Genomic DNA, 20,565 nt, shown 5'->3' with positions numbered 1-20,565 from the left:
CCCCCCCGCCCGGGTCCCCGGCCGCCTGCGCGTCTCCGCCCGCGTGCGCGGCGGCGTCCTCACCGGCGGCGCCGCCGGCATCCTGACCGGCGCGTTCGTCTGGCCGCTGGTCGACGAGCCCAACCCGGCGTACGGGCTGCCCGCCGTGATCACCAAGGTGGGCGCCGGCACCGTCGTCGGCCTGTGCCTGGTGCTCGTCTGCTACGCCGTCGGCTGGCAGCTCAGGCGGCTCGTGGCAGTATCGGAAGGTGCTTGAGTACGTAACCGACGCCGCCGACCCCCGCCTGGCCGACTACACCCGGCTGCGCGACGTGGAGCTCCGCAAGAGCCTCGAAGCCGAGCGCGGCCTGTTCCTGGCGGAAGGCGAGAAGGTGATCAGGCGCGCCATCGCCGCCGGCTACCCCGTCCGGTCCGTCCTGACGACCGGCCGCTGGCTCCAGCCCCTCGCCGACGTCCTCGGCGACGCCACCGTGTACGTCGTCAGCGACGAGATCATGTCGGGCATCGCCGGCTTCCAGGTCCACCGGGGCGCCCTCGCCTCCCTGGCCCGCCTGCCCCTGCCCGCCCTGGACACGGTGCTCGCCCCGGCCGCCCGCGTCGTCGTCCTGGAGGACATCGTCGACCACGCCAACGTCGGCGCGATCTTCCGCTGCGCCGCCGCCCTCGGCGTCGACGGCATCGTCCTGTCGCCCCGCTGCGCCGATCCCCTCTACCGCCGCGCCGTCAAGGTCTCCATGGGAGCCGTCTTCTCGATCCCGTACGCCCGGATGGACAACTGGTTCACCGGCCTGGACGAGCTGCGCGCGGCCGGGTTCCAGACCCTTGCCCTCACCCCCGACCAGTCCGTCACCCCGATCGACCGGGTCAAGCTCGGCGGCCGGGTCGCGCTGCTGCTCGGCGCCGAGGGCGACGGCCTGTCGTCCCGCTGGCTGCACGAGGCCGACGAGGCCGTGTGCATCGCGATGAGCCCGACGGCGATGGCCGCCGGCGTCGACTCGCTGAACGTCGTCGCCGCCGCCGCGATCGCCTGCCATGGACTGATGCGCGAAACCGTTTAGAGCCGCCACACGGGGCACTGACACAGCCATGCATGCTGTGGAGAAGGCTCTTTCGCTCGGGACGGGAATGCTCAGCGGCGCCCTGGCCGCCGCGATGTTCAAGCGGACGTGGAAGCTGGTGTCCGGCGACGACGACGCCCCGGACGCCGGCGACCTGGAACGCGGCTGGACGGAGGTGCTCGTCGCCGCCGCGATCCAGGGAGCCCTGTTCGGCCTGGTCAAGGCCGCCGTGCACCGTGCCGGCGCGCAGACGTTCCGGCATCGCGCCGTGACGGGCAGGACCTGACGGCGGCGGTCAGGCGACCTTCGACGCCGAGGCCGTCCAGGTGTTGCACGACCCGGGGTTCCCGGTGGCGAACCCGCGCTTGGTCCATGCCCGGATGTTGGCCGTCTTGCCGTAGACCCGATCGTCGCCGGGCTCGTCACCCAGGAGCAGGTTCAGCGAGGTCTTCCAGTCCTTGCCGGAGCGGCCCTTGAGCGGCCAGACGCTCTTCATGAACGCGCCGGCGAAGCAGTCGGACTGCAGGCTGTAGCGCCGTACCAGCTCCCGCTCCTCGGCGTCGTCGTCGTAGGACTCCTCGTCCAGGGCGGCGCCGATGCCCACGAGCTCCTGCACGTGGATCCCGTACATCCTGGACGTGATGCTGAACAGCCAGAGGTCGTGCGGGTCGTCGAGCCAGTCCTTGCCGAGCTGGAAGATCAGCGTGCGGTTCTTCTCGCAGTAGTACGCCTGCGCGTTGTAGTTGTCGATCTCCAGGTCGCAGTAGCCCTTGGGCACCTTGGCCAGATACTTCACCCGCGGCTTCTGGAACTCCAGGCCCGCGGCGGTGAGGTGCTTGCCCCAGGTCCTGTCCAGGCAGGCGACGACGGCGTTGATGTAGGCCCTGGCCATCGGCTTGTCGTTGCGCTTGACGGGCTTCTCGGCGCACGTGCTCCTGGGGAGCGGGCCGGCCTCGTAGAGGGCGTTGGCGACGAGGTCGGCGCCCTCGACCGGGTCCTGGCCGGAGGCCGCCGCGGCGGTGCCGGTCAACGGCAGCAGAGCGGCGGCGCTCAGCGCGGCGATCACGCGAATTTTCACAAGGCGTGACACTAGGGCTGGCAAGGTCAACAGGGCAAGGGCGCTACCAGTGGATGGGGGTGTGGGCGTTGTCCAGGGGCGGGCCGACGGGGGCGGACGGCGCGGCCCAGCGCACCGCGTTCGCGAGCACCCGGTGCACGTCCGGATCGTGGTAGACGGGATAGTTCTGGTCGCCGGGGCTGAAGTAGAAGATCCGGCCCCGGCCGCGGGTGTAGCAGCAGCCGCTGCGGAACACCTCGCCGCCGCTGAAGTTGCTGATGAACACCAGCTCGTCCGGCTCCGGGACGCCGAACGGCTCGCCATACGTCTCCTGCTCCCCGATCACCAGCGGGCGCGGCACGCCCTGGGCGATGGGGTGGCCGGGGGCGACGGTCCACACGAGCTCGCGCTCGCCCGCGTCACGCCAGTTGAGCGTGCAGGTGGTGCCCATCAGGCTGCGGAAGATCTTGGAGTAGTGGCCGGAGTGCAGCACCACCAGCCCCATGCCGCCTAGCACCCGCTGCCGCACCCGGGCGACGACCTCGTCGGCGACCTCCTCGTGCGCCATGTGCCCCCACCAGGTGAGCACGTCGGTCTCGGCCAGCTCCTTGTCGGACAGGCCGTGCTCGGGGTCGTCGAGCACGGCGGTGCGCACCCGCGCCTCGCCGCCCAGGTGCGCGTTCAGCCCGGCCGCGATCGCGCCGTGGATGCCGTCCGGGTAGCGGCGGCGTACGTCCTCTTCGCGCTGTTCGTGGTAGTTCTCGCTCCAGACGGTCACTCTGATCCGCATCTTGCTCCCCTCGTCCAGATCAGGCGTACCCATCCAGAGGCGCGGGAGGCTCGAAGACCGACGTCAGCTCCACCGGCCTGCCCTGCTCGTAGGAGGCGCGGGTGGCGCAGAGAATCTCCACCACGTGCGCGGCCTGCCGCCCGGTGGCCCGGTGCGGCCGACCCTCGCGGACGGCCGCCGCCAGGTCCCGCACGGCTCGGCCCCACTCCACGCCCCGGTACGCGGGCCGCAGCGGCTCGACGGGACGCGGCTCCTCCCCGAAGGCGGCGACCTCCAGCGCGGAGTCGAAGTCGTGCCAGGAGCGCAGCAGCAGCGACCCGGTGTCGCCGTGGAACTCCAGCCCGTGCTGCCGCGTGCCGTGACCGGGGACGTAGAAGTCGCAGGTCAGCCGGAGCAGGACGCCGCCGTCGAACTCGACGTTGGCCACCACGTAGTCGGGCGTGGTGATCGTGAACGGCCGCCCGTCGAGCCGCGTCCGCTCGGGGTGCACGACGGAGGCGAACGCGGTCACCCGCCGGGCCGGGCCGAGCGCCGTCGTGACGATCGTCAGCGGGTAGACGCCCACGTCGAACAGCGGCCCGACCTCGTAGAAGCCGACCGGGTCCGGGTGCCAGGTCTCGATGCGCCCCCAGTTGACCTCTCCGTAGACGAGCCTGAGCCGGCCGGTGGCGTTCTCGCGCAGCAGCTTGAGCGCGGTCTGCTGGGCCTCGCCGAGGAACGTGGCGGGCGCCCCGCCCAGGCGCAGCCCCTTCCTGCCAGCCAGCTCGACCAGCTCGGCCGCCTCCTCGTAGCGCAGGGCGAGCGGCTTCTCGCTGTGCACGTGCCGGCCCGCCTCCAGACAGCGGCGGATCACCTCGTAGTGGGCGTGGTGCGCGGTCAGGTTGACCACGATCGAGACGCCCGGGTCGGCCAGCAGTTCGTCCAGCGACGGGTAGGCGCGCACGCCGTGCGCCGCCGCCAGGGGCGCGGCCCGCGCCGGGTCGACGTCCTGGACGCCGCGCAGCTCGATCTCGGAGTAGCCGGCGAGGTCGGCGGCGTAGCGCTGGGCGATGTTGCCGCAGCCGACGATCGCCACGCCGGTGGTCGCGTCGGTGGTCGCGTCGGTGGTCTCCATGCTCACGCCTCCAGCCACTGCCGCAGCCGCTCGCGCGACGTCAGCACCTCGGGGATCGGGTCGCGGTCCTCAGGCTCGTGCTCGATGCTGATCGTGCCCGTGTAGCCGATGCGCCGCAGCTCCTCCACGCACCGCCGCACCGGCACGCAGCCGTCGCCGAGCGCCACCGTGTCGTGGCCGCCGGGCGCCGCCACGTCCTTCAGGTGCACGTGGAAGATCCGGTCACCGAGCGCCTTGATCGCCTCGGCGGCGTCGTAGCCGTGGGTGCCGAACCAGCCGGTGTCGAGCGCCGCGCCGATCCGGCCGCCGGCGTCGTCGCCCATCGCCTCCAGATACTCCCCGGGGGTGCGTTCGGGGTGGTTCTCCACGCCGAGCCGGAGATCGTGCTCCTCCAGCGCGGCCACCACCGCCTCGCGGTCGGTGCGCAGCACGGGCGCCATCCCGCCGATGACGGGCGCCCCGACGGCGCGGGCGATCCGGCACAGGCCGCGGAAGTACGCCACGTCGGCCCCGGCGGACCCGGCCAGGCTCGGTACGGACAGCTCGTGGCCGGCGAGCAGCCCGGCGGCGATCTCCAGGTGCTCGTCGGTGGCCCAGGCCGGGTTCAGGTGGGCGGTCCAGACGTCCATCGAGGTGAAGCCGAGCCCGGCGACCTCGGCGACGATGCCGCCGAACCGCCCGGCGAAGCCGTCGAGCGGGGCGAACCGCTCGTTGGTGACCCGGTCGGCCTCTCCCCAGCCGGGGGCGGGCATGCGGCTGCCGGTCTCCCTGGTGACGAAGTTGGCTCCCATGAACGCGATCGTGTTCACACGTCTCCTCGCGCGATTGCGATTTTCGGAGGCTTTTCAGTGAACTTACGTGCCCGTCAGAGGGGCGTCAATGGGGTGTTCGCGGGGAATTCGTACCTTTTGGTGGCGTGAGGGGGCCATTATTTCACTGAAATTTCAGTGAGGCGCCGCCGTGGACGAGCGGACGATCAGCTCGTGCGGGAAGATCAGCCGCTCCGGCGCGGCCGGCGGGTCGGACAGCAGCAGCCGCCCGGCCTTCTCGCCGATCTCCTGCTTGGCCTGCCGGATCGTCGTCAGCCCGGCCTCCTGCGCCGCGCTGTCGGAGAACCCGACCACCGACAGGTCCTCCGGCACCCGCAGCCCCAGGTCGGCGGCGGCGTCGAGGATGCCGAGCGCCAGCACGTCGGTGTTGGTCAGGACGGCGGTGGGCCGAGGGTCGGCCCGGAGCAGCGCGTGCCCGGCCTCCCGGCCCGCCTCCCGCGAGTTGCGGGACAGCTCGTAGAACGGCACGCCCGCCCAGTCGACCCCGGCGGCCACGCAGGCGCTCTCGTAGCCGCCCCGCCGGCCGCGCATCGCCTCGAACGTCGCCGCCCGCTGCCGCGCCGGGTCGGCCCAGCCGGTGCGGCCGTCGTCGTGCAGGCCCACCATCGCCACCCCGACGCGCCGGTGGCCCAGCTCCAGCACGTGGCGGGCGGCCAGCGCCCCCGCCGCCGGCTCGTCGATCCCGACGAACGGGTGGCCCGGCACGTACGGCTCGTCGACCACCACCATCGGCAGCTTCCTGGCCAGCACCTCCGCCAGTGCGGGGTGCCCGTCGGGCAGCGAGACCACGCAGAAGGCGTCGACCACCGCGTCACGCACCGGCACCGGGCGCTGCTCGCCGCGCGGCAGCGGCAGGATGAGCAGCCCGACGCCCGCGTCCTCGGCGGCGGCGGCCAGCCCCTGGAAGAACCCGACCGCGTACGGGTCGGCGAACGCGTAGGGCAGGGTCTCGCTGAACAGCAGGCCGAGCGCGCCGGCCCGGCCGAGCCGCAGGGAGCGCGCGGTCGCGTTGGGCCCGGCGTAGCCCAGCTCGTCGGCCACCTCCAGGATGCGCCGGCGCAGCCCGTCGCTGAGCTGGTCGGGCCGGGAGAAGGCGTAGGACACGGTGGCCCGCGACACGCCCACCCTGTCGGCGATCGTCTGCAGCGTGACCTTGGCCATCGTCCAACGGTATCGGAATCCCTTGCCGGAGCCCTCCTTAATCAATTAAGGTCTTAATTGATTAAGGAGGTGTCATGGACGCCATGCAGGTACTGGCTCATCAGAGCGCGCTGGGACACACGGACACGCTGACCGAGGCGCTGCCGGACGCGCCGGTGAAGCACTCCCGCGACAGGAGACGGGTGCGGGTGCGGCTCGCCTACACGCTCCGGGTGACGGCCGACCGGCTCGACCCCGCCTGTCCGGGCATGCCGGTCAGCTGACCTCGATCTGGCTGCCGGCATGGTCGAGCAGCCGTTCGGCGGTGCTGAAACGGCGCTCGTCCTGGTCGTTCAGCAGCACGCCGACCACCTGCCTGCCGCCCCGCTCGCCCGCGAACAGCAGGCAGAACCCCGCCGCCCGCGTGTAACCGGTCTTCACCCCCGTCACGCCGTCGGCCCGGGTGAGCAGCTTGTTGGTGTTGCGCCAGGTGTGCGCCCGGTGCGCGGACGTCTTCGGCACCCGGTGCACCTCGCGGCCGACGATCGTGCGGAAGACCGGGTTCTCCAGCGCCCGGCGCGCCAGCTCGGCCTGGTCCACGGCCGTCGAATAGCCGCCGAGCGACGGCTTCGGCAGGCCGTCGGCGTTCGTGTAGCGGGTGTCGTCCAGGCCGAGCACGCGGGCGGTGGCGTTCATCTTGCGCACGAAGGCGTTCGTGCCCGGCCCGTAGCGGCGGGCCAGCGCGTGGGCCGCGTCGGCGCCCGAGGGCAGCATGAGCCCGTAGAGCAGGTCGCGCACGGTCAGCCGCTCGCCCTTCTTGAGCGCGGCCGAGGTGGCGCCGTTGCGCACCGCGTGACGCACGTCCGCGGCGGTCACGGTGACCGTGTCGCCCAGCCGGGCCTCGCGCAGCACCACGTAGGCGGTCATCACCTTGACCAGGCTGGCGATCGGCACCCGAGCGGTCTCCCGCTTGCCGAAGTGGATCGTTCCCGCCGAGTCGACCACGTAGCCGACCTTGGCCTTGACGGTGGGCGTATCCGCCGCGTACGCCGGAGTCCCGGCTATCAGGACGAGCAGCGCGGAACCTATACAGGCCGCGATTCGCATGACGAACATGACGGACATCGTGGCATCCGAACCACCCGGAGGCGCGCCAAACCCACCCCGAAAGGGGAAAACAACCGGAAAGCGTCAGCCGACGAAGGTCCGCTTCCTCCTGCGCCGCATCACGATCACCACGACCCCGGCCACCGCCGCCACCGCCAGCGCCCCGGCCGTGACAGGCGAGGACGCGGCGATCCGGAACCAGCCCCACACCAGCGCCGTCAGCCCGAACCACCACATCGGCGCCCACGTCAGGCAGCCCAGCGCGCTGGCCACGACGTACCACGGATAGGACACCCGCAGCGCACCGGCCACCCACGGCAGCGTGTGGCGCAGCATCGGCACCCAGAAGCAGCCGTAGACGGCGAACGCCCCCCACCGCTCGACGACGCGCTCGACCTTCTCGATCCGCTCGCGGCCCACCTTGACGCCGATGCGGGAGTCGTACAGCTTCTCGCCGAGCCTGCGGCCCACCCAGTAATAGACCTGGAACGCTCCGAACAGGGCGAGGATCAGGATCGCCCCCACCAGCCAGTAGGGAATCCCGAACAGGAAGGGGTCGGTGGGCGCGGGGACGGCCAGAACGCGTGATGCCATGAGCCGACTCCCCCCACGCCAAACCATTAGGTCAGGCTTACCTTAGTTCACCCCTTACGTTACCGCCACAGGCAGGTTGCAAGCGTGTGACAAGCGACGCTCAATACCCGTGCCCCACGCTGGGCGGTGAGCGAAGAGAGGTGCTGACCGTGTTGACCGGGTTGAGCAAGGCGACGAGAAGCAGCCGTACGGCACTGGCCACCGGCGCGGCGAGCGCGGTGAAGTTCCTCGTGGCGGCCCTCGCCTTCGCCGCCGCCTACGCCGGCCTGACCGCGTACGGCGCCGCGAGCTCCGCGCCGCTGCCCGCGCCCGCCCCCGCCCGGGCGGTCACCCTGCCGGCACGCACAGTGCCCGCCGCGCTGCCCGCCACGGTGCCCGCCGCGCTGCCCGCCGCGCTGCCCGCCGCGCTGCCCGCCGCGGTGCCCGGCGAGGTCACGGTCACCGCCCTCGACAGCGCGCCGGACTGCCTGAAGACGTTCCTGGCCCGTACGGTGATCGTCAACCCCGACCCCGACGAGGCCGTCTCCTACCGCTGGCGGCTGGCCCGCTGGAACCCCGGCACCAACACCTGGGGCACCTACCTGGTGCACTACTCCGGGTTCGCGGGAGCCGAGGAGAGCGCCGCCTGGGAGCCGGCCATCTCCGCCAACCCCGGCTGGTATCGCGTCGAGCTCAAGGCCGAGGGGCGCGAGGCGATCAGGAGCGACCGCTTCCAGGTGAGCTGCTGACCGAGCGCTGCGCCGCCTCCACCCAGCGCGGCACCCCGATCCGGTGCGCCACCTCCAGCGCCTTGCCGTAGTGCTCGCGGGCGGCGGCCGGCTGGCCCAGCCGGATCGCCAGGTCGCCCAGCGTCAGCGCCACCGGCCACAGCGCCACGACCCCGGTGCCGGCGCCCGCCACCCGGTCGGCGAACGGCTTGAGCTTGTCGTAGCAGTCGACCATTCGCTCCCGGTCGTCGAGCAGCATCCCGGCCAGCGCCCGCCACGTCATCGCGAGCTCGTACAGGAAGTCGGGCCGCACCGGCGGGCGGACGGCGGCGACCGCCTTGGCGTCGGCCACGTGACCGGCCGAGGCGAGCGCCAGCGCGTAGGCGTCGAGGGTCCACTTCGCGCCGCGCTGGTGGGCCTCGGCCAGGAGCTCGACCGTCTCGGCCGCCCGGCCGTCGACCAGGTGCAGGCAGAACGTGGTGATCAGCGGCAGGTCCTGGCGGCCCTCCAGCATGCCCGCCCGCGCCGTCATCCGGGCCGCGTCGCGATAGGCCCGCTCGGCGCCCGTGTAGTCGCCGGCGATCATCTGCCGCTGCCCGGAATACCAGGCGTGGACGGCGGCCGGGGCCGGCAGGTCGTACTGCCGGGCCAGCCGGTCGGCGGCGGCAGCGTGCTCGTCGGCGACGCCGAACTCGCCGCGCGCCGCCGCGCACTCCAGCAGCACCAGATGGGCCAGCGCCTGGGTGGCGACCTGGCCGGAGCGCTGGGCCACGTCGAGCAGCTCGCGGCCGATGCTCTCGCGGGTGTCGACGGCCGGGATGTCGTAGGACTGGCGCAGCCGCCCGCTCAGCGCGACCGCGATCAGCACCGGGTCGCCGCTCTGCCGGGCCACCTCCAGCGCCTCCAGCGACGCCTGCCGGCCCCGCTCGGGCGAGGAGGAGCCCTCCAGCTCCAGCGCCAGCGTGGTGAGCAGGCTGGCCCGCAGCTGCTGCTCGCCCTCGGGCAGCTCGCTCAGCGCCCGCTCGGTGACGTCGACGATCTCCCACGCGGTGCGGGTGAAGTCACGCGCCATGCCCTTGTGCGGCACCGCGAGCGCCGCCGCGACCCGCGCGGTCAGCTCCAGGTCGCCCAGCGGCAGCGCGGCGTCCATCGCCTCGCGGCGCAACAGCCGGGCCGTGTGCATGTCGCCGCACAGCGCCAGCGCCTTGATCCGGCGCAGCATGAGCCGCAGCCGCTGCTTGGTGTCGCCGCCGGTGCGGTCGAAGGCGGCGATGGCCTGCTCCCACAGCGTCGCCGCCTCGCGGTGCGCGAAGCGCCGCTCGGCCTGCTCGGCGGCCAGCCCCGAGTAGTGCACCGCCTTGTCGGCGGCGTCGGCCAGGAAGTAGTGGTGGGCCAGCGCGGCCACGTCGGACGGCGCCCGCCGCTCGATCACCGCCGCCACGGCCGCGTGCAGCCGGGTGCGGCGCAGCCGCGAGGCGTCGGAGTAGAGGGTGTCGCGCACCAGGTCGTGGTCGAACCGCAGCAGCCCGGGGCCCGGCTCGGTCACCAGCCCGGCCAGCAGCGCCGCCTCGACCGCCTCCACCACGGCGTCCTCGTCGCCGGCCACGTCGACCAGCACGTCCACGTCCACGTCGCGGCCGATCACCGCCGCCTGCAGCAGGATCTGCTGCGCGCCCGCGGGCAGCCGGGAGACGCGCCGCCGCAGCACGTCCCGCACCCCCGAGGGCACCCGCGACAGCACCTCGGCCGCGCTCGCCCGGTCGGCCGCGCCCTCGGCGTCGAGCAGCCGGACGGTCTCGCGGACGAAGAACGGGTTGCCGCCGGTGCGCTCGACGATCGACTCGACGGCGTCCTCGTCGATCTCGCGCACGCAGGTGGCCCGGACCAGCTCGGCCACGGCCTTCGGGGCGAGCCCGGACAGGCCCACCCGGACCGGGCCCAGCCTGGCCAGCGCGGCCAGCACGTCGGCCTGCCGGTCGTCGAGCTCGCTCTCGCGGCAGGTGACCACGAGCAGCACCCGGCTGGTGGCCAGCAGGCTCGGCAGCGCGCGCAGCAGCGCCAGCGTCTGGTCGTCGGCCCAGTGCAGGTCCTCCAGCGTGAGCAGCACCGGGGCCCGGCGCGCGACGCCCGCCAGGTAGCCGCCGACGGCCCGGTGCAGCCGGAACCCGCCGGACACCTCGTCGTCGTCGGGCGCGGGCGCGGCGTCGTCCAGCAGCGGGGCCAGGAGCTGGGCGTACTCGCCCGCGCCGGTCGTGCCGACGAGCGCGCGCAGGATCTCCACCCAGGCCCAGCCGGGCGGGGTGGCGCTGGAGTCGGGGCAGGCGCCGGAGGAGGTCATCCAGCCGTCGGCGGTCAGCCTGCTCTGCAACTGGCGCAGCAGCGTCGTCTTGCCCGCCCCGGCGACGCCGGTGACGATCGCCACCTGGAAGCGGCCGGTGCGGGCGGCGGCCGTGGTCAGCCTCGACAGCTCGGCGTCACGGCCGACGAACGGCTCGGGCTCCAGCGGCGGCGGCTCGATCGGGGTGGCGGGCCTGGGCGGCCACGTGTCGGCGGGCGGCACCGGTCGCGACGGGCGGGGCGGCGGGGCCAGCTCCAGCTCGGGCGCCTGGGCGAGGATGTCGGACTCCAGCTTGCGCAGCGCCGGCCCGGGGTCGATGCCGAGCTCGTCGGCCAGGATGTTGCGCGCCCGGCGCAGCGCCGCCAGCGCGTCGCCCTGCCGGCCGCACCGGTAGAGGCCCAGGCCGAGCAGCCGCCAGCCCTCCTCGCGCAGCGGGTGCTCGGTGGTGAGCGCCTCCAGGTCGGGCACGGTCTCGGCGGGCATGCCCAGGCGCAGGCCGGTGTCGGCATGCCGCTCGCGGGCCACCAGCCGCAGCTCGGTCAGCCGGTTGACCTCGGCCTCGGCCCACTGCTGGTCGGCGAAGTCGGAGTAGGGGGTGCCGCGCCACAGGCCCAGCGCCTTCTCCAGGCGGCCGCGCGCGGCCTGCGGGTCGCCGTCGTCGAGGTGCTCGCCCGCCGTCCGGACGAGCTGCTCGAAGCGGAGCGCGTCGACCTGCTCGGGCGCCACCCGCAGCGCGTAGCCCGAGGCGACGGTCACCAGCAGCCGGTTGGGCCCACCGCGCGGGCGGCCCGGCTCCAGCACCCGGCGCAGCCGCGAGATGTAGACCTGCAGCCCCGACTGGGCGCCCTTGGCGGTGTCGTCGTCCCACAGGTCGTACAGCAGCGTGTCGACGGGCACCACCTGGCCCCTGGCCACGAGAAGCCGGGCGAGCACGGCCCGTTGCCGCAACCCGCCGAGGTCGAGTTCGTCGTTTTCGTACGCCTCGACTGGCCCCAGAACTCGGAACGCCACCATGTCAGCCGCCACGCTATGCGCGCTTCCGAATCACGCACAAGGCCCGGGGTTGATTACGTGGAGGGTTCGGGATAGTCACTGGGGGGCCTTCGAGATCGTGGACGGGGGATCCGCTGCGGCGCCTCGGCTGTTGCGCCTGCGCAGGAGCGCCCACGCCCCCAGCGCGAGGCCGCCGAACGGGATCTCGATAGTGTAAGTCCAGAAACCGAAGAGCAGTGCGGCGGCCGTCGCCGGCGGGGCCGCCACGCCGAACGTGGTCAGCAGCACGACCACCCCCGACTCCATGATCCCGGCGCCGCTCGGCGTGACGAGCACCGCCGTGAGCACCCGCGACAGCGCGAAGACGGCGATCGACTCGGCGAGCCCCGGCCAGGCGCCGGTGGCCAGCATGCAGGCGGCCATGATCGCCCACTGGAAGCCGAGGAAGAACACCATGCCGAACGACATGATCGGCCACCGGGTCCGCACGACGGTGGCGGTGTCGTGGCGCAGCCTCTCGAACGCCTGCGACGGGCGGACCTTGAGCCGCACCAGCCTGGCCAGGAAGTCGAGCCCCCGGCCCAGCACGGCGGCGGCCCGGTCCCAGTAGAGGGCGGCGGCGACCACCGCGCACAGGGCCAGGATCGAGATCGCGCCGACCCAGCCGGCGTTGGCCACGGTCGCGTTGGGCGCCTGCCCGGCCAGCAGCAGCGCGATGATCCCGACAGCCGGCAGGATGAACCTGAACAGCGTGTTCCAGATCCCGCTGACGAGCGTCATGACCACGATCGGCCGGTTGGCGAACCCCCAGCCCCTGGTCATCGCGAACGTCAGCGCCACCCCGGCCGCGCCGCCGAACGGCAGCAGGTTGCTGACCGCGCTCCCGGCGGCGTTGAGCGTGAGCGCCTGCGTGTGGCCCAGCCCCGGCAGCGACCCGGTCAGCACGAACGTGTAGGCGAGCAGGCTCAGCAGCCACACGGCCGTCATCAGCGCGATCATGCCGGCGTCGAGCGTGCCGAACACGGCGCCGATCTCCTGCCAGGAGACGGGCTTGCCGGTCAGCGTCTGCACGATCTGCGGCAGATAGACCACCAGCAGCACCGCGAGCCCGAGCGACAGGACGGACAGCGTGATCTGGAGCCACTTGTTCTTCATCGGAGCCCAGTCTGCCGGTAGCCGGCTACTTGGGCCATCGGTCGAAGGGATGACGCAGCCTCGTACCCGGGGGCAGGTCGCGCCGGACGAACCACTCGGTGCCGAACACCAGCCGGTAGAGCGGCCCCGGCACCTTGAGCATCACGGCCAGCGTGCGGTCGGTGTCGCCGCCGGTCGCCTGCGAGGCGTGGGCCTCCATCGCCGCCCGCTTCTGCCGGGCGTAGCGGCGCACGTTGACGCGGTGGGTGATGGTCTCGCCGGAGGAGTAGGCGCTCTCGAACGTGCGCACGTCGAACTCCGGCGGGAACCGGTAGACCTTGCCCGCCGCCTTGAGCAGCTTGACCAGCGGGTCGCGGTTGACCGTCGCCTCCAGCACGACCCGCGTGCCGGCGATCTCCGCCGCGCGCCTGCCCACCCGGTGCACCTGCACGTGGTCGGGATGGCCGTAGCCGCCCGCCGGGTCGTAGATGGACAGCAGGTCGGCGTTCTCCTCCTGGAGGATGGCGGCCAGCGCGGTGGCGGCCTTCTCCGTGTCGGCGTCGATGAAGGCGTTGTCGGGCCGCTCCTCGGCGATGCCGCCCTTCGGGCTCAGCCCCGAGTCGCCGTAGCCCAGGCACTCGACGCGGGCGCAGCCGAGCGCGGCGGCCGAGGCGTAGAGCTCCTTCATGCGGGTCTCGCCGAGCGCCTCGCCCGGCCGGATCTCCGCCAGGCCGCGCTCGCCCGCGGTGGCCACCACGAGCACCACGCGGTGCCCTTCGGCCGCGAGCATCGCCATCGTGCCCGCCGTCAGCAGGGCCTCGTCGTCGGGGTGGGCATGGAAGAACACAGCGGTACGTGGAGGCACAGGCCCAGATTAGTCTGGGAGGGGTGCGGATCTTTCACGTGAGTGACTGTTACCTGCCGAGACTCGGGGGAATCGAGGTGCAGGTCGCCGATCTCGTGCGAATGCAGCGCGAGTCCGGACACGAGGTGGAGCTGGCCACCGCCACCCGGGGCGAGGCGCTGCCCGGTGTGCACCGGATCGTGGCGCGTGTCCCGTTCGACCTGCCGGTGCACCCGGCGGGCGTGAGGCATCTCACCCGCCGCCTGGCCGGGTCCCGGCCCGACGTGGTGCACGTGCACACGGGGGCCGTATCGCCGTTCGCCTGGCAGGGCGTGCGCGCCGCCGTCCGGCTCGGGCTGCCGTGCGTGGTGACGGTCCACAGCATGTGGGATCCGGTCACGCGCGCCCTCTACCGGCTGCTCGGCACGGCGTACGGGTGGCAGCGGTGGGGGCTGGTGGCCACCACGGTCAGCAACGCGGCGGCGGTCCCGATCCGCGCGGTCGCCGGGCCCCGGGTGCCGGTGCACGTGGTGTCCAACGGGCTGGACCTGTCGGGCTGGCGCCGCTTCCCCGCCGAGAGCGGCCCCGACGACCGGGGCGAGGTGCACGTCGTGGCCGTCGGCAGGCTGGCCCCGCGCAAGCATCCGGTACGCCTGCTCAAGCTGCTGGAGCTGGCCAGGTCGCGGGTCCCGGCGGAGATCCCGCTGCGCGCGACCGTGGTCGGCGACGGCCCGGCCCGCGCCTCGATGGAGCGCTACCTGGCCCGGCACGGCATGACCGGCTGGGTGTCGCTGCCGGGCCGCCACACCCGCGAGCAGATCGCCAAGGTGCTGGAGTCGGCCGACGTGTTCGTGGCCCCGGCGCCGCGCGAGTCGTTCGGCATCGCCGCCCTGGAGGCGCGCGCGGCCGGGCTGCCGGTGGTGGCGCGGTCGCAGAGCGGGGTGGCCGACTTCGTCAGCGACGGCACCGAGGGCCTGCTCGGCCCTGACGTGAACGCGCTGGCCGACGCCGTGGCCAGGCTCAGCGTGGACCGCGAGCTGCGCGAGCGGATCACCCGGCACAACCGCGCCACACCGCCGGCGGCGGGCTCGTGGCCCGCGGTCCTGGCCGGGTTCGACCGGGCCTATGCCGAGGCGGCCGCCCGCCCGCAGGCCCGCCCGAATTGAGGTATATTGTTACCATGGTAACAGCGGAGCGGACCCAGACCGGTCTCCGGGTGGAGAAGAACCTGCTCAAGGTCCTCAAGGGGCTGGCGGAATACCTGGACATGTCCCTGGGCGACCTCGTCGAGGGCATCACGCTCCACGCCTTCGAGGGGCGGGCGCCGTTCTCGCCCGAGACGCTCGGCAAGATCGACCAGCTCAAGTCCGTCTACGGCCTCACCCTGACCGCCGACGACGCGCACCGGCTGGTCACCCGGTGACGGGGGTGCAGTATTCGCTCAGCGGCCTGGTCGCGGTGCCGCTGCCGCCCGCCGAGGCGCTGCTGCTGTTCACGCCGCGCGGCGAGGAGCACTGGGTCAAGGGCTGGCGGCCGCGCTTCCCGATGCCCGCCGACGACGACTGCGCGCCCGGCACGGTCTTCGAGACCGACACCCACGGCGAGCGCACCACCTGGATCGTGGTCGACCGCCAGGAGGGCCGCCGCGTCTGCTACGCCCGCGTCACCCCCGGCTCCCGGGCCGGCACGGTCACCGTGACCGTCACCGGCGACACCCGGGGCGGCAGCACGGCCGAGGTCGTCTACGACCTCACCGCCCTGTCCCCGCAGGGCGCCCGCGAGCTGCGCGGGTTCGCTGACGGCTACGCCGACTACCTGCGCGGCTGGCAGACCGCCATCGCCGAGCACCTCAGCGCGCCCGAGGCCGTGACCCCCGGCTGAGGTCATGGAGCCCGGTTGAGCACCACGTAGCCGTCGCGCTCGAACACCTTCGTGTAGCCCTCCGCCATCAGCCTGCCCACCTGGGCGAACTGCTCCTCGGCGGTGCCGAACGGGAACTCCCAGCGGGCCGTGTCGGCCACCACCCAGGGCGCGCCCTGCGGCCGTCCCGTCCACAGCAGGACCGTGGCGCGGCTGCTCAGGGCGGGCCCGACGGAGTTGGCCGCCTCGACCGTCACCCCCGACGGCACGTGCGCGACCGCCGCCTCGGCCGCGGCCGTCTTGACCGGGTCGCCCTTGTAGAAGGCGGGATGGTAGAGCTGGTCCAGGGCGAACCTCGGCACCAGCGTGACCGCCACCGCGCACACCGCCACCGCCCACGCCAGCGTCAGCGACCGGTCGCCGGGCCGCTTGACCCAGCGCAGCAGCCGGGCCAGCCCGTCCACGCCCGCGCAGAACAGGATCGCCACCGTGAAGGCGTTGTACTGGAAGTCCGCCTGCCACCACAGATGACGGTCGGCCAGCATGCGTTCGAGCACGTGCGGCAGCGCCACCAGAGACAGCGGCGACAGCAGGCACAGCAGCAGCGTCGGCCACGCCAGCAGGAACAGCGTGTCGACCTTGGCCTCCTCGCTGAAGGGCAGCAGCAGCGCGGCGAGCGGATCGCGCAGCATCGTCAGCACCGCGCCCGGCACGTCCGGCCCGAGATGGCCGTAGGCCCAGAAGTCGGACGCCTGCCCGCCCAGCATCGGGACGAGCGCGCCCCGGGTCAGCATCACCCCGCCCAGCCCCACGGCCGCGCAGCACACGCCGCGGAAGCGGTCGCCCACGGCGAACAGGTAGGCGCCGAACCCGATCACCATCAGCCCCATGTCCTCCTTGACCAGGAGGAGCGTGAACAGGGCCACGAAGGCGGGCAGGTGCCGGCCGGCCTGGTAGCGCTCGATCGCGACGGCGGTCAGCAGCGGCACGAACATGACCTCGTGCGCGTCGAACGCCACCGCCTGCGCCACCGGCCACGACAGCGCGTAGGCCAGCGCGACCAGGTAGGCGGGGCCGAGACCCAGCACGCGGCGGGTGAACAGCCAGATGAACGGGATCGCCGCCGCGAACAGCAGCGCCTGCGCCACGATCAGCGACCCGGGCCCGTCGTGCACCCAGTAGAAAGGCGCCAGCAGCGCGTAGATGGGCGAGAAGTGGTCGGCGAGCTGGAGGTAGTCCAGCCCCCGGTCGTGGAAGGCGCCGAGGACCGGCGCGTACGGGAGCCGGAAGGACGCGTAGTTGCGCACGGTCTGGTCGAGGATGACCAGGTCGAAGGTGCTGGTGCGGTAGGTGGCCAGCTCCACCAGGCCGATCACGGCGTACGCGACGGCCGACACCAGGCTGAGGAGCCCGACCCGCAGGCGGTCGCCCCTCAGCCAGGGGTTGAACCGGGTCATGAAACCGGAGAGAGTGGCGCCGACCTTGGGCCGCCCCACCAGCGTGTCGCCCGTCACGGGCAGCAAGACTAGACCGGTTTCATGCGGAACGTCATCAGCTGCAGGCGCCCTGGATCTTCGTCGCGGAGCTCTGGAGCTTGGTGACGGCGTCCATGGCGGCGGTCGGGTTCGCAGCGTCGATCTTGATGCTCTCCATGCCGCTGGCCATCTCGTCGAGGGCCGAGCGGAGCTCGCCGTCATAGTCGGCGGCCAGGGTCTTGATCTTGCCGGCGGCCTCCTGGCCGGCCTTCTCCATGGCGGAGGGGTCGGTGGCGGCGCCCGCGACCGAGGTGCTGAAGCCGTTCATGATCGTGGTGACCTCGCTGGCGACCTTGTTGCAGTCGACCGCGGTGCCGATCGCGCCGCACGCGGTGGTGAGGCCGGCAAGGGTGAGCGTCGCGATCGCGATCGCGATGCGGCGAGGGGGAGTCATGGTCTTGCCCTTCGTTGGTGTAGGAACGAGGGGACAGTATGGCGCAAACCTTGACCGACGCTTGCACCCCACTAGCATCATCGATATCAAGCCGACGTAAAGCGGGTATCTGTCCTCTTCGTGAGAGTGGTCGTGATCGGGGCGGGCGTGGCGGGTCTCGCTCTCGCGCGCGCTCTGATGGGCGGCGGGCACGAGGTCGAGGTGTTCGAGGAGGCCCCGGAGCCGCGCACGGCCGGCGGGTCCGTCACGCTCTGGCCGGGCAGCACCGCGATCCTGCGCGAGCTCGGCGTCGACGCCGCAGCCGCCGGGCGCCGGCTGGAGACGCTGGAGTCCTGGTCGGCGCGGGGGCGGATGCTCAGCGCCGCCGACCTCACCGACGCCGAGCGCGCCTACGGCCATCCCACCGTGCACGTGGCGCGCGGCGAGCTGGTCGCGCTGCTCGCCGAGGGCGTCCCGGTCACGTACGGCGCCGCCGCCGAGGACGTCGACCCAGGCGGCGCGCGTGCGCGGCTGGCCGGCGGCCGGACGGTCCGCGGCGACGTGCTGGTGGGCGCGGACGGGCGCCGGTCGGCGGTCCGGCACGCCATGCTGGGCGGCGATCCCGCGCGGCTCAGCGGCTGGGCGACCTGGCAGGGGTTCACCACCGAGCCGACCCCGCTCATCTCCGCGGGCCGGGCCGTCCTGATCTCCGGCGGGGGCGGGCTGTGCGGGCTGATCCCGGCGGGCGGCGGGCGGCTGCTGTGGTGGTTCGACGTGCGCACGGCTCCCGGCAGGCCGCTGTGGGGCGACGACCCCGACCCGGTGGGGAAGCTGCGGCGGCTGTTCGGCGACCTGCCCGACCCGGTGCCGCGCATCCTCGCCACGATGACCGCGCCGGAGTTCTTCCCGCACCACACGTGGAAGATCCCGGACGTGTGGGGGCACGGGCCGACCACGCTGGCCGGCGACTCGGCGCACACCATGCCGCCGACCCTGGCGCAGGGCGCCAACCAGGCGCTGGAGGACGCCTGGCTGCTGGCGCGCTCGGTCACCGGCGACCTGCGCGCCTACGAGCGGGCCCGCGCCAGGATGGTGCGCCGCTCGGCCGTGCTCGCCGGGATCGAGATCACCAACCGGCACGAGCCGCTGGCCCGGCTGGTGCCGAAACGGGTCGCGACCGGCCTGTGCACCCGGTGGCTCAGGTGGGCCAGCGGCTACCTCTTGACAGCCTCCTAGGCCGAGCTGACTATTCGCATATAGGGCAACTCGGTGCGTATTACGCAACAAGGAGTGTCTGTTGACCAGCACATCGAGCCTGATCTCCACGCTGCCCGGACGCTCCTACACCGACCCCGAGGTGTTCGCCCGCGAGCAGGCCCTGATCTTCGAATCGCTCTGGGTCTGCGCGGTCAGATCCGCCGAGCTCGCCGCCCCGGGCGCGTTCCGTACCGTCCAGGCCGGGCGCGAGAGCGTCATCGTGGTGCGGGGCCGCGACGGGCTGCTGCGGGCCTTCCTCAACGTCTGCCGGCACCGCGGCGCGCGGCTGTGCCTGGAGGAGGGCGGCGAGGTCAGGCGGACGATCCGGTGCGCCTACCACGCCTGGTCCTACGACCTCGACGGCACGCTGGCGGCGGCGCCCAACCTGGCGAGGATGCCGGACGTCGACCGGGTCGCCTACGGCCTGGTGCCCGTGGCGCTGCGCGAATGGCTCGGCTACGCGTGGATCTGCCTGGCCGACGAGCCGCCCCCGTTCGAGGACAGCGTGACCCACGCCGCCACCGAACGGCTCGGCGACCCGGCCGCCATCGAGCGCTACCACGCCGACGAGCTCGCCGTCGGCCGCCGCGTCCGCTACGACGTGCGCGCCAACTGGAAGCTCATCGTCGAGAACTTCATGGAGTGCTACCACTGCGCGACCATCCACCCCGAGCTCACGGCGGTGCTGCCGGAGTTCGCCGGAGGATACGCGGCCCAGTACTACGTCGGGCACGGCGCCGCGTTCGCCGAGCGGGCCGAGGGGTTCACCGTCGACGGCGCCGCCGGGTTCGGCAAGCTGCCCGACGTCGCGCCCGAGCAGGACCGGCGCTACTACGCGGTCACCGTCAAGCCGCAGGTCTTCGTCAATTTGGTGCCCGACCACGTGATCGTGCACCGGATGTTCCCGCTGGCCGCCGACCGCACGATCGTGGAGTGCGACTGGCTCTACCACCCCGACGTGGTCGCCTCGGGGGCCGACCTGTCGCGCTCCGTCGAGCTGTTCCACCGGGTCAACGAGCAGGACTTCGACGCCTGCGAGCGGACCCAGCTCGGCATGTCGTCACGCGCCTACGCCGACGGCGGCGTGCTGGTGCCCAGCGAGCACCACATCTCCGCGTTTCACGACTGGGTGAACCAGCGCTTGCGCGGATAGCGGACCGCGAGCGCGCCGTACTTGGTCTCGCCCGTCACCACCACGTGCAGCACCCCGGGCCGCTGACGCCCGGGCACGTCGGCGGTGGACGTGGTGCCGTACGTGGTGCGGAACCCGTCGACGTTGGCCGAGGCGCCCGGCGGCAGCACGATCTTGGCCGAGCCGTACTTGAGGTCGAGCTCGACCTCCACCACGGGATGGGCGATGACCGCCTGGCTGAAGTCGAGGTGGACGCCGCCGTGCTTGGAGACGGCACGCAGCCGGCGCGGCACCGCCCAGTCGCCGGCGCGCTTGAGCTCGTCATGCTTGGTCTCCAGCACGACCACGTCGTCGGCCTGCGGCGTGTCGGCGGGCAGGTCCTCGACGACCTTGACCAGGTCGCTCTGAACCTTGGCACTCAGCGCCCGTTCGAGCCGGTCCTCCAGCTCGAACTGGTCCAGACGCCCCTCGGTGAAGGCGCGCTGCAACTGCTGGGTGACGAGTTCCCGATCCGCGTCGGATGCGCGGATCTGCATTTCCGACATGTCTTGAGCATAGGGTCGCATCGGTCAGAACGGGAGTGGACGGCCTGCGGGGGTACGCAGATCGAGGGGGAGCGGGCGGCGAGGGGGCCGGGGCCGCTGTACGATCTGAAGTCTCTTCACACTGAATAGCTACCCAACACTCGGCCTTGATGACACC

General features: G+C 72.8%; 22 protein-coding genes and 1 pseudogene. 10 read left to right on the top strand and 13 right to left on the bottom strand.

Going from position 1 to position 20,565, the window contains the following annotated elements; all coding sequences use genetic code 11:
* The 3 genes and pseudogenes from KME80_RS32135 to KME80_RS32125 all read left to right on the top strand — a co-directional run.
* Positions 1 to 256 (top strand): annotated as a pseudogene (locus tag KME80_RS32135) (DUF4184 family protein); the annotation flags it as partial.
* Positions 249 to 1,058, top strand: coding sequence for a TrmH family RNA methyltransferase (locus KME80_RS32130; RefSeq protein WP_219510250.1), 810 nt, complete (start codon positions 249 to 251; stop codon positions 1,056 to 1,058). The pseudogene KME80_RS32135 and the gene KME80_RS32130, both read left to right, overlap by 8 nt.
* 28 nt (positions 1,059 to 1,086) lie before the next feature.
* The gene (locus KME80_RS32125) at positions 1,087 to 1,344 is read left to right on the top strand and encodes a DUF4235 domain-containing protein (protein ID WP_219510249.1); all 258 of its coding nucleotides are present in this window, start codon (positions 1,087 to 1,089) and stop codon (positions 1,342 to 1,344) included.
* Positions 1,345 to 1,353: 9 nt separating this feature from the next.
* Here KME80_RS32125 and KME80_RS32120 read toward each other — a convergent pair whose 3' ends face one another.
* The 5 genes from KME80_RS32120 to KME80_RS32100 form a co-directional block, all read right to left on the bottom strand.
* Positions 1,354 to 2,136 (bottom strand): neutral zinc metallopeptidase, encoded by a 783-nt coding sequence (locus KME80_RS32120; RefSeq protein ID WP_219510248.1) that lies wholly within the window; start codon positions 2,134 to 2,136, stop codon positions 1,354 to 1,356.
* Between the two features lie 43 nt (positions 2,137 to 2,179).
* A complete protein-coding gene (locus KME80_RS32115; protein WP_246646105.1) occupies positions 2,180 to 2,905 on the bottom strand; it encodes a ThuA domain-containing protein in 726 nt (241 codons plus the stop codon).
* Positions 2,906 to 2,924: 19 nt separating this feature from the next.
* Positions 2,925 to 4,019, bottom strand: a complete 1,095-nt coding sequence (locus KME80_RS32110) for a Gfo/Idh/MocA family protein (protein ID WP_219510245.1) — start codon at positions 4,017 to 4,019, stop codon at positions 2,925 to 2,927.
* A gap of 2 nt (positions 4,020 to 4,021) precedes the next feature.
* The gene (locus KME80_RS32105) at positions 4,022 to 4,828 is read right to left on the bottom strand and encodes a sugar phosphate isomerase/epimerase family protein (RefSeq protein ID WP_219510244.1); all 807 of its coding nucleotides are present in this window, start codon (positions 4,826 to 4,828) and stop codon (positions 4,022 to 4,024) included.
* Between the two features lie 135 nt (positions 4,829 to 4,963).
* Positions 4,964 to 6,010: a LacI family DNA-binding transcriptional regulator gene (locus tag KME80_RS32100; protein WP_219510243.1), complete on the bottom strand. Its 1,047-nt coding sequence runs from the start codon at positions 6,008 to 6,010 to the stop codon at positions 4,964 to 4,966.
* A gap of 74 nt (positions 6,011 to 6,084) precedes the next feature.
* Between KME80_RS32100 and KME80_RS32095 the strand changes: the two genes are divergently transcribed.
* On the top strand, positions 6,085 to 6,273 hold the full coding sequence (locus KME80_RS32095) for a hypothetical protein (RefSeq protein ID WP_219510242.1): 189 nt from the start codon (positions 6,085 to 6,087) through the stop codon (positions 6,271 to 6,273).
* On the opposite strand, the gene KME80_RS32090 is transcribed toward KME80_RS32095, so the two are convergent.
* Positions 6,266 to 7,105, bottom strand: a complete 840-nt coding sequence (locus KME80_RS32090) for a D-alanyl-D-alanine carboxypeptidase family protein (RefSeq protein ID WP_246646104.1) — start codon at positions 7,103 to 7,105, stop codon at positions 6,266 to 6,268. The two genes, KME80_RS32095 and KME80_RS32090, sit on opposite strands and share 8 nt — an antisense overlap.
* A gap of 75 nt (positions 7,106 to 7,180) precedes the next feature.
* On the bottom strand, positions 7,181 to 7,690 hold the full coding sequence (locus KME80_RS32085; protein ID WP_246646103.1) for a DedA family protein: 510 nt from the start codon (positions 7,688 to 7,690) through the stop codon (positions 7,181 to 7,183).
* A 149-nt stretch (positions 7,691 to 7,839) separates the two neighbouring features.
* On the opposite strand from KME80_RS32085, the gene KME80_RS32080 reads away from it, so the two are divergent.
* Complete coding sequence (locus tag KME80_RS32080) at positions 7,840 to 8,418, top strand: hypothetical protein (protein ID WP_219510239.1); 579 nt, start codon at positions 7,840 to 7,842, stop codon at positions 8,416 to 8,418.
* Here KME80_RS32080 and KME80_RS52140 read toward each other — a convergent pair.
* The 3 genes from KME80_RS52140 to KME80_RS32065 all read right to left on the bottom strand — a co-directional run bounded on the left by KME80_RS52140 (position 8,387) and on the right by KME80_RS32065 (position 13,727).
* Positions 8,387 to 11,749, bottom strand: a complete 3,363-nt coding sequence (locus KME80_RS52140; protein WP_219510238.1) for an ATP-binding protein — start codon at positions 11,747 to 11,749, stop codon at positions 8,387 to 8,389. The genes KME80_RS32080 and KME80_RS52140 overlap by 32 nt on opposite strands.
* A gap of 75 nt (positions 11,750 to 11,824) precedes the next feature.
* A complete protein-coding gene (locus tag KME80_RS32070; protein WP_219510237.1) occupies positions 11,825 to 12,883 on the bottom strand; it encodes a lysylphosphatidylglycerol synthase domain-containing protein in 1,059 nt (352 codons plus the stop codon).
* 25 nt (positions 12,884 to 12,908) lie between these two features.
* Positions 12,909 to 13,727 (bottom strand): PIG-L deacetylase family protein, encoded by an 819-nt coding sequence (locus KME80_RS32065; protein WP_308126012.1) that lies wholly within the window; start codon positions 13,725 to 13,727, stop codon positions 12,909 to 12,911.
* Between the two features lie 38 nt (positions 13,728 to 13,765).
* Between KME80_RS32065 and KME80_RS32060 the strand changes: the two genes are divergently transcribed.
* From KME80_RS32060 to KME80_RS32050, 3 genes are read left to right on the top strand one after another with little or no spacing between them, the layout of a single operon-like run.
* A complete protein-coding gene (locus KME80_RS32060) occupies positions 13,766 to 14,872 on the top strand; it encodes a glycosyltransferase family 4 protein (protein WP_308126011.1) in 1,107 nt (368 codons plus the stop codon).
* A gap of 14 nt (positions 14,873 to 14,886) precedes the next feature.
* Positions 14,887 to 15,129, top strand: coding sequence for a hypothetical protein (locus tag KME80_RS32055; RefSeq protein WP_219510235.1), 243 nt, complete (start codon positions 14,887 to 14,889; stop codon positions 15,127 to 15,129).
* A complete protein-coding gene (locus tag KME80_RS32050; RefSeq protein ID WP_219510234.1) occupies positions 15,126 to 15,587 on the top strand; it encodes a hypothetical protein in 462 nt (153 codons plus the stop codon). The genes KME80_RS32055 and KME80_RS32050 overlap by 4 nt, the downstream gene beginning before the upstream one ends.
* 2 nt (positions 15,588 to 15,589) lie before the next feature.
* On the opposite strand, the gene KME80_RS32045 is transcribed toward KME80_RS32050, so the two are convergent.
* Together KME80_RS32045 and KME80_RS32040 are read right to left on the bottom strand one after the other, a co-directional pair.
* The gene (locus KME80_RS32045) at positions 15,590 to 17,080 is read right to left on the bottom strand and encodes a DUF2079 domain-containing protein (protein ID WP_308126010.1); all 1,491 of its coding nucleotides are present in this window, start codon (positions 17,078 to 17,080) and stop codon (positions 15,590 to 15,592) included.
* Between the two features lie 37 nt (positions 17,081 to 17,117).
* Complete coding sequence (locus KME80_RS32040; RefSeq protein WP_219510233.1) at positions 17,118 to 17,495, bottom strand: DUF8711 family protein; 378 nt, start codon at positions 17,493 to 17,495, stop codon at positions 17,118 to 17,120.
* Between the two features lie 120 nt (positions 17,496 to 17,615).
* On the opposite strand from KME80_RS32040, the gene KME80_RS32035 reads away from it, so the two are divergent.
* Both KME80_RS32035 and KME80_RS32030 read left to right on the top strand, forming a co-directional pair.
* Positions 17,616 to 18,710 (top strand): FAD-dependent oxidoreductase, encoded by a 1,095-nt coding sequence (locus KME80_RS32035; protein ID WP_219510232.1) that lies wholly within the window; start codon positions 17,616 to 17,618, stop codon positions 18,708 to 18,710.
* A 61-nt stretch (positions 18,711 to 18,771) separates the two neighbouring features.
* Complete coding sequence (locus KME80_RS32030; protein ID WP_219510230.1) at positions 18,772 to 19,884, top strand: aromatic ring-hydroxylating oxygenase subunit alpha; 1,113 nt, start codon at positions 18,772 to 18,774, stop codon at positions 19,882 to 19,884.
* Here KME80_RS32030 and KME80_RS32025 read toward each other — a convergent pair.
* Entirely contained in the window at positions 19,851 to 20,408 is a 558-nt protein-coding gene (locus tag KME80_RS32025) for a DUF1707 SHOCT-like domain-containing protein (RefSeq protein WP_246646102.1), read from the bottom strand. The genes KME80_RS32030 and KME80_RS32025 overlap by 34 nt on opposite strands.
* Positions 20,409 to 20,565: the final 157 nt, after the last annotated feature.

Source organism: Nonomuraea ceibae (assembly GCF_019396325.1).
Classification (GTDB): domain Bacteria; phylum Actinomycetota; class Actinomycetes; order Streptosporangiales; family Streptosporangiaceae; genus Nonomuraea; species Nonomuraea ceibae.
This window is presented reverse-complemented; position numbering and strand designations above follow the sequence as displayed.

Coding starts and splice junctions, on each gene's coding strand:
- KME80_RS32115 (WP_246646105.1), bottom strand. CDS start 2,905: ATGCGGATCAGAGTGACCGTCTGGAGCGAGAACTACCACGAACAGCGC.
- KME80_RS32070 (WP_219510237.1), bottom strand. CDS start 12,883: ATGAAGAACAAGTGGCTCCAGATCACGCTGTCCGTCCTGTCGCTCGGG.
- KME80_RS32125 (WP_219510249.1), top strand. CDS start 1,087: ATGCATGCTGTGGAGAAGGCTCTTTCGCTCGGGACGGGAATGCTCAGC.
- KME80_RS32090 (WP_246646104.1), bottom strand. CDS start 7,105: ATGTTCGTCATGCGAATCGCGGCCTGTATAGGTTCCGCGCTGCTCGTC.
- KME80_RS52140 (WP_219510238.1), bottom strand. CDS start 11,749: ATGGTGGCGTTCCGAGTTCTGGGGCCAGTCGAGGCGTACGAAAACGAC.
- KME80_RS32085 (WP_246646103.1), bottom strand. CDS start 7,690: ATGGCATCACGCGTTCTGGCCGTCCCCGCGCCCACCGACCCCTTCCTG.
- KME80_RS32095 (WP_219510242.1), top strand. CDS start 6,085: ATGGACGCCATGCAGGTACTGGCTCATCAGAGCGCGCTGGGACACACG.
- KME80_RS32100 (WP_219510243.1), bottom strand. CDS start 6,010: ATGGCCAAGGTCACGCTGCAGACGATCGCCGACAGGGTGGGCGTGTCG.
- KME80_RS32040 (WP_219510233.1), bottom strand. CDS start 17,495: ATGACTCCCCCTCGCCGCATCGCGATCGCGATCGCGACGCTCACCCTT.
- KME80_RS32025 (WP_246646102.1), bottom strand. CDS start 20,408: ATGTCGGAAATGCAGATCCGCGCATCCGACGCGGATCGGGAACTCGTC.
- KME80_RS32110 (WP_219510245.1), bottom strand. CDS start 4,019: ATGGAGACCACCGACGCGACCACCGACGCGACCACCGGCGTGGCGATC.
- KME80_RS32055 (WP_219510235.1), top strand. CDS start 14,887: ATGGTAACAGCGGAGCGGACCCAGACCGGTCTCCGGGTGGAGAAGAAC.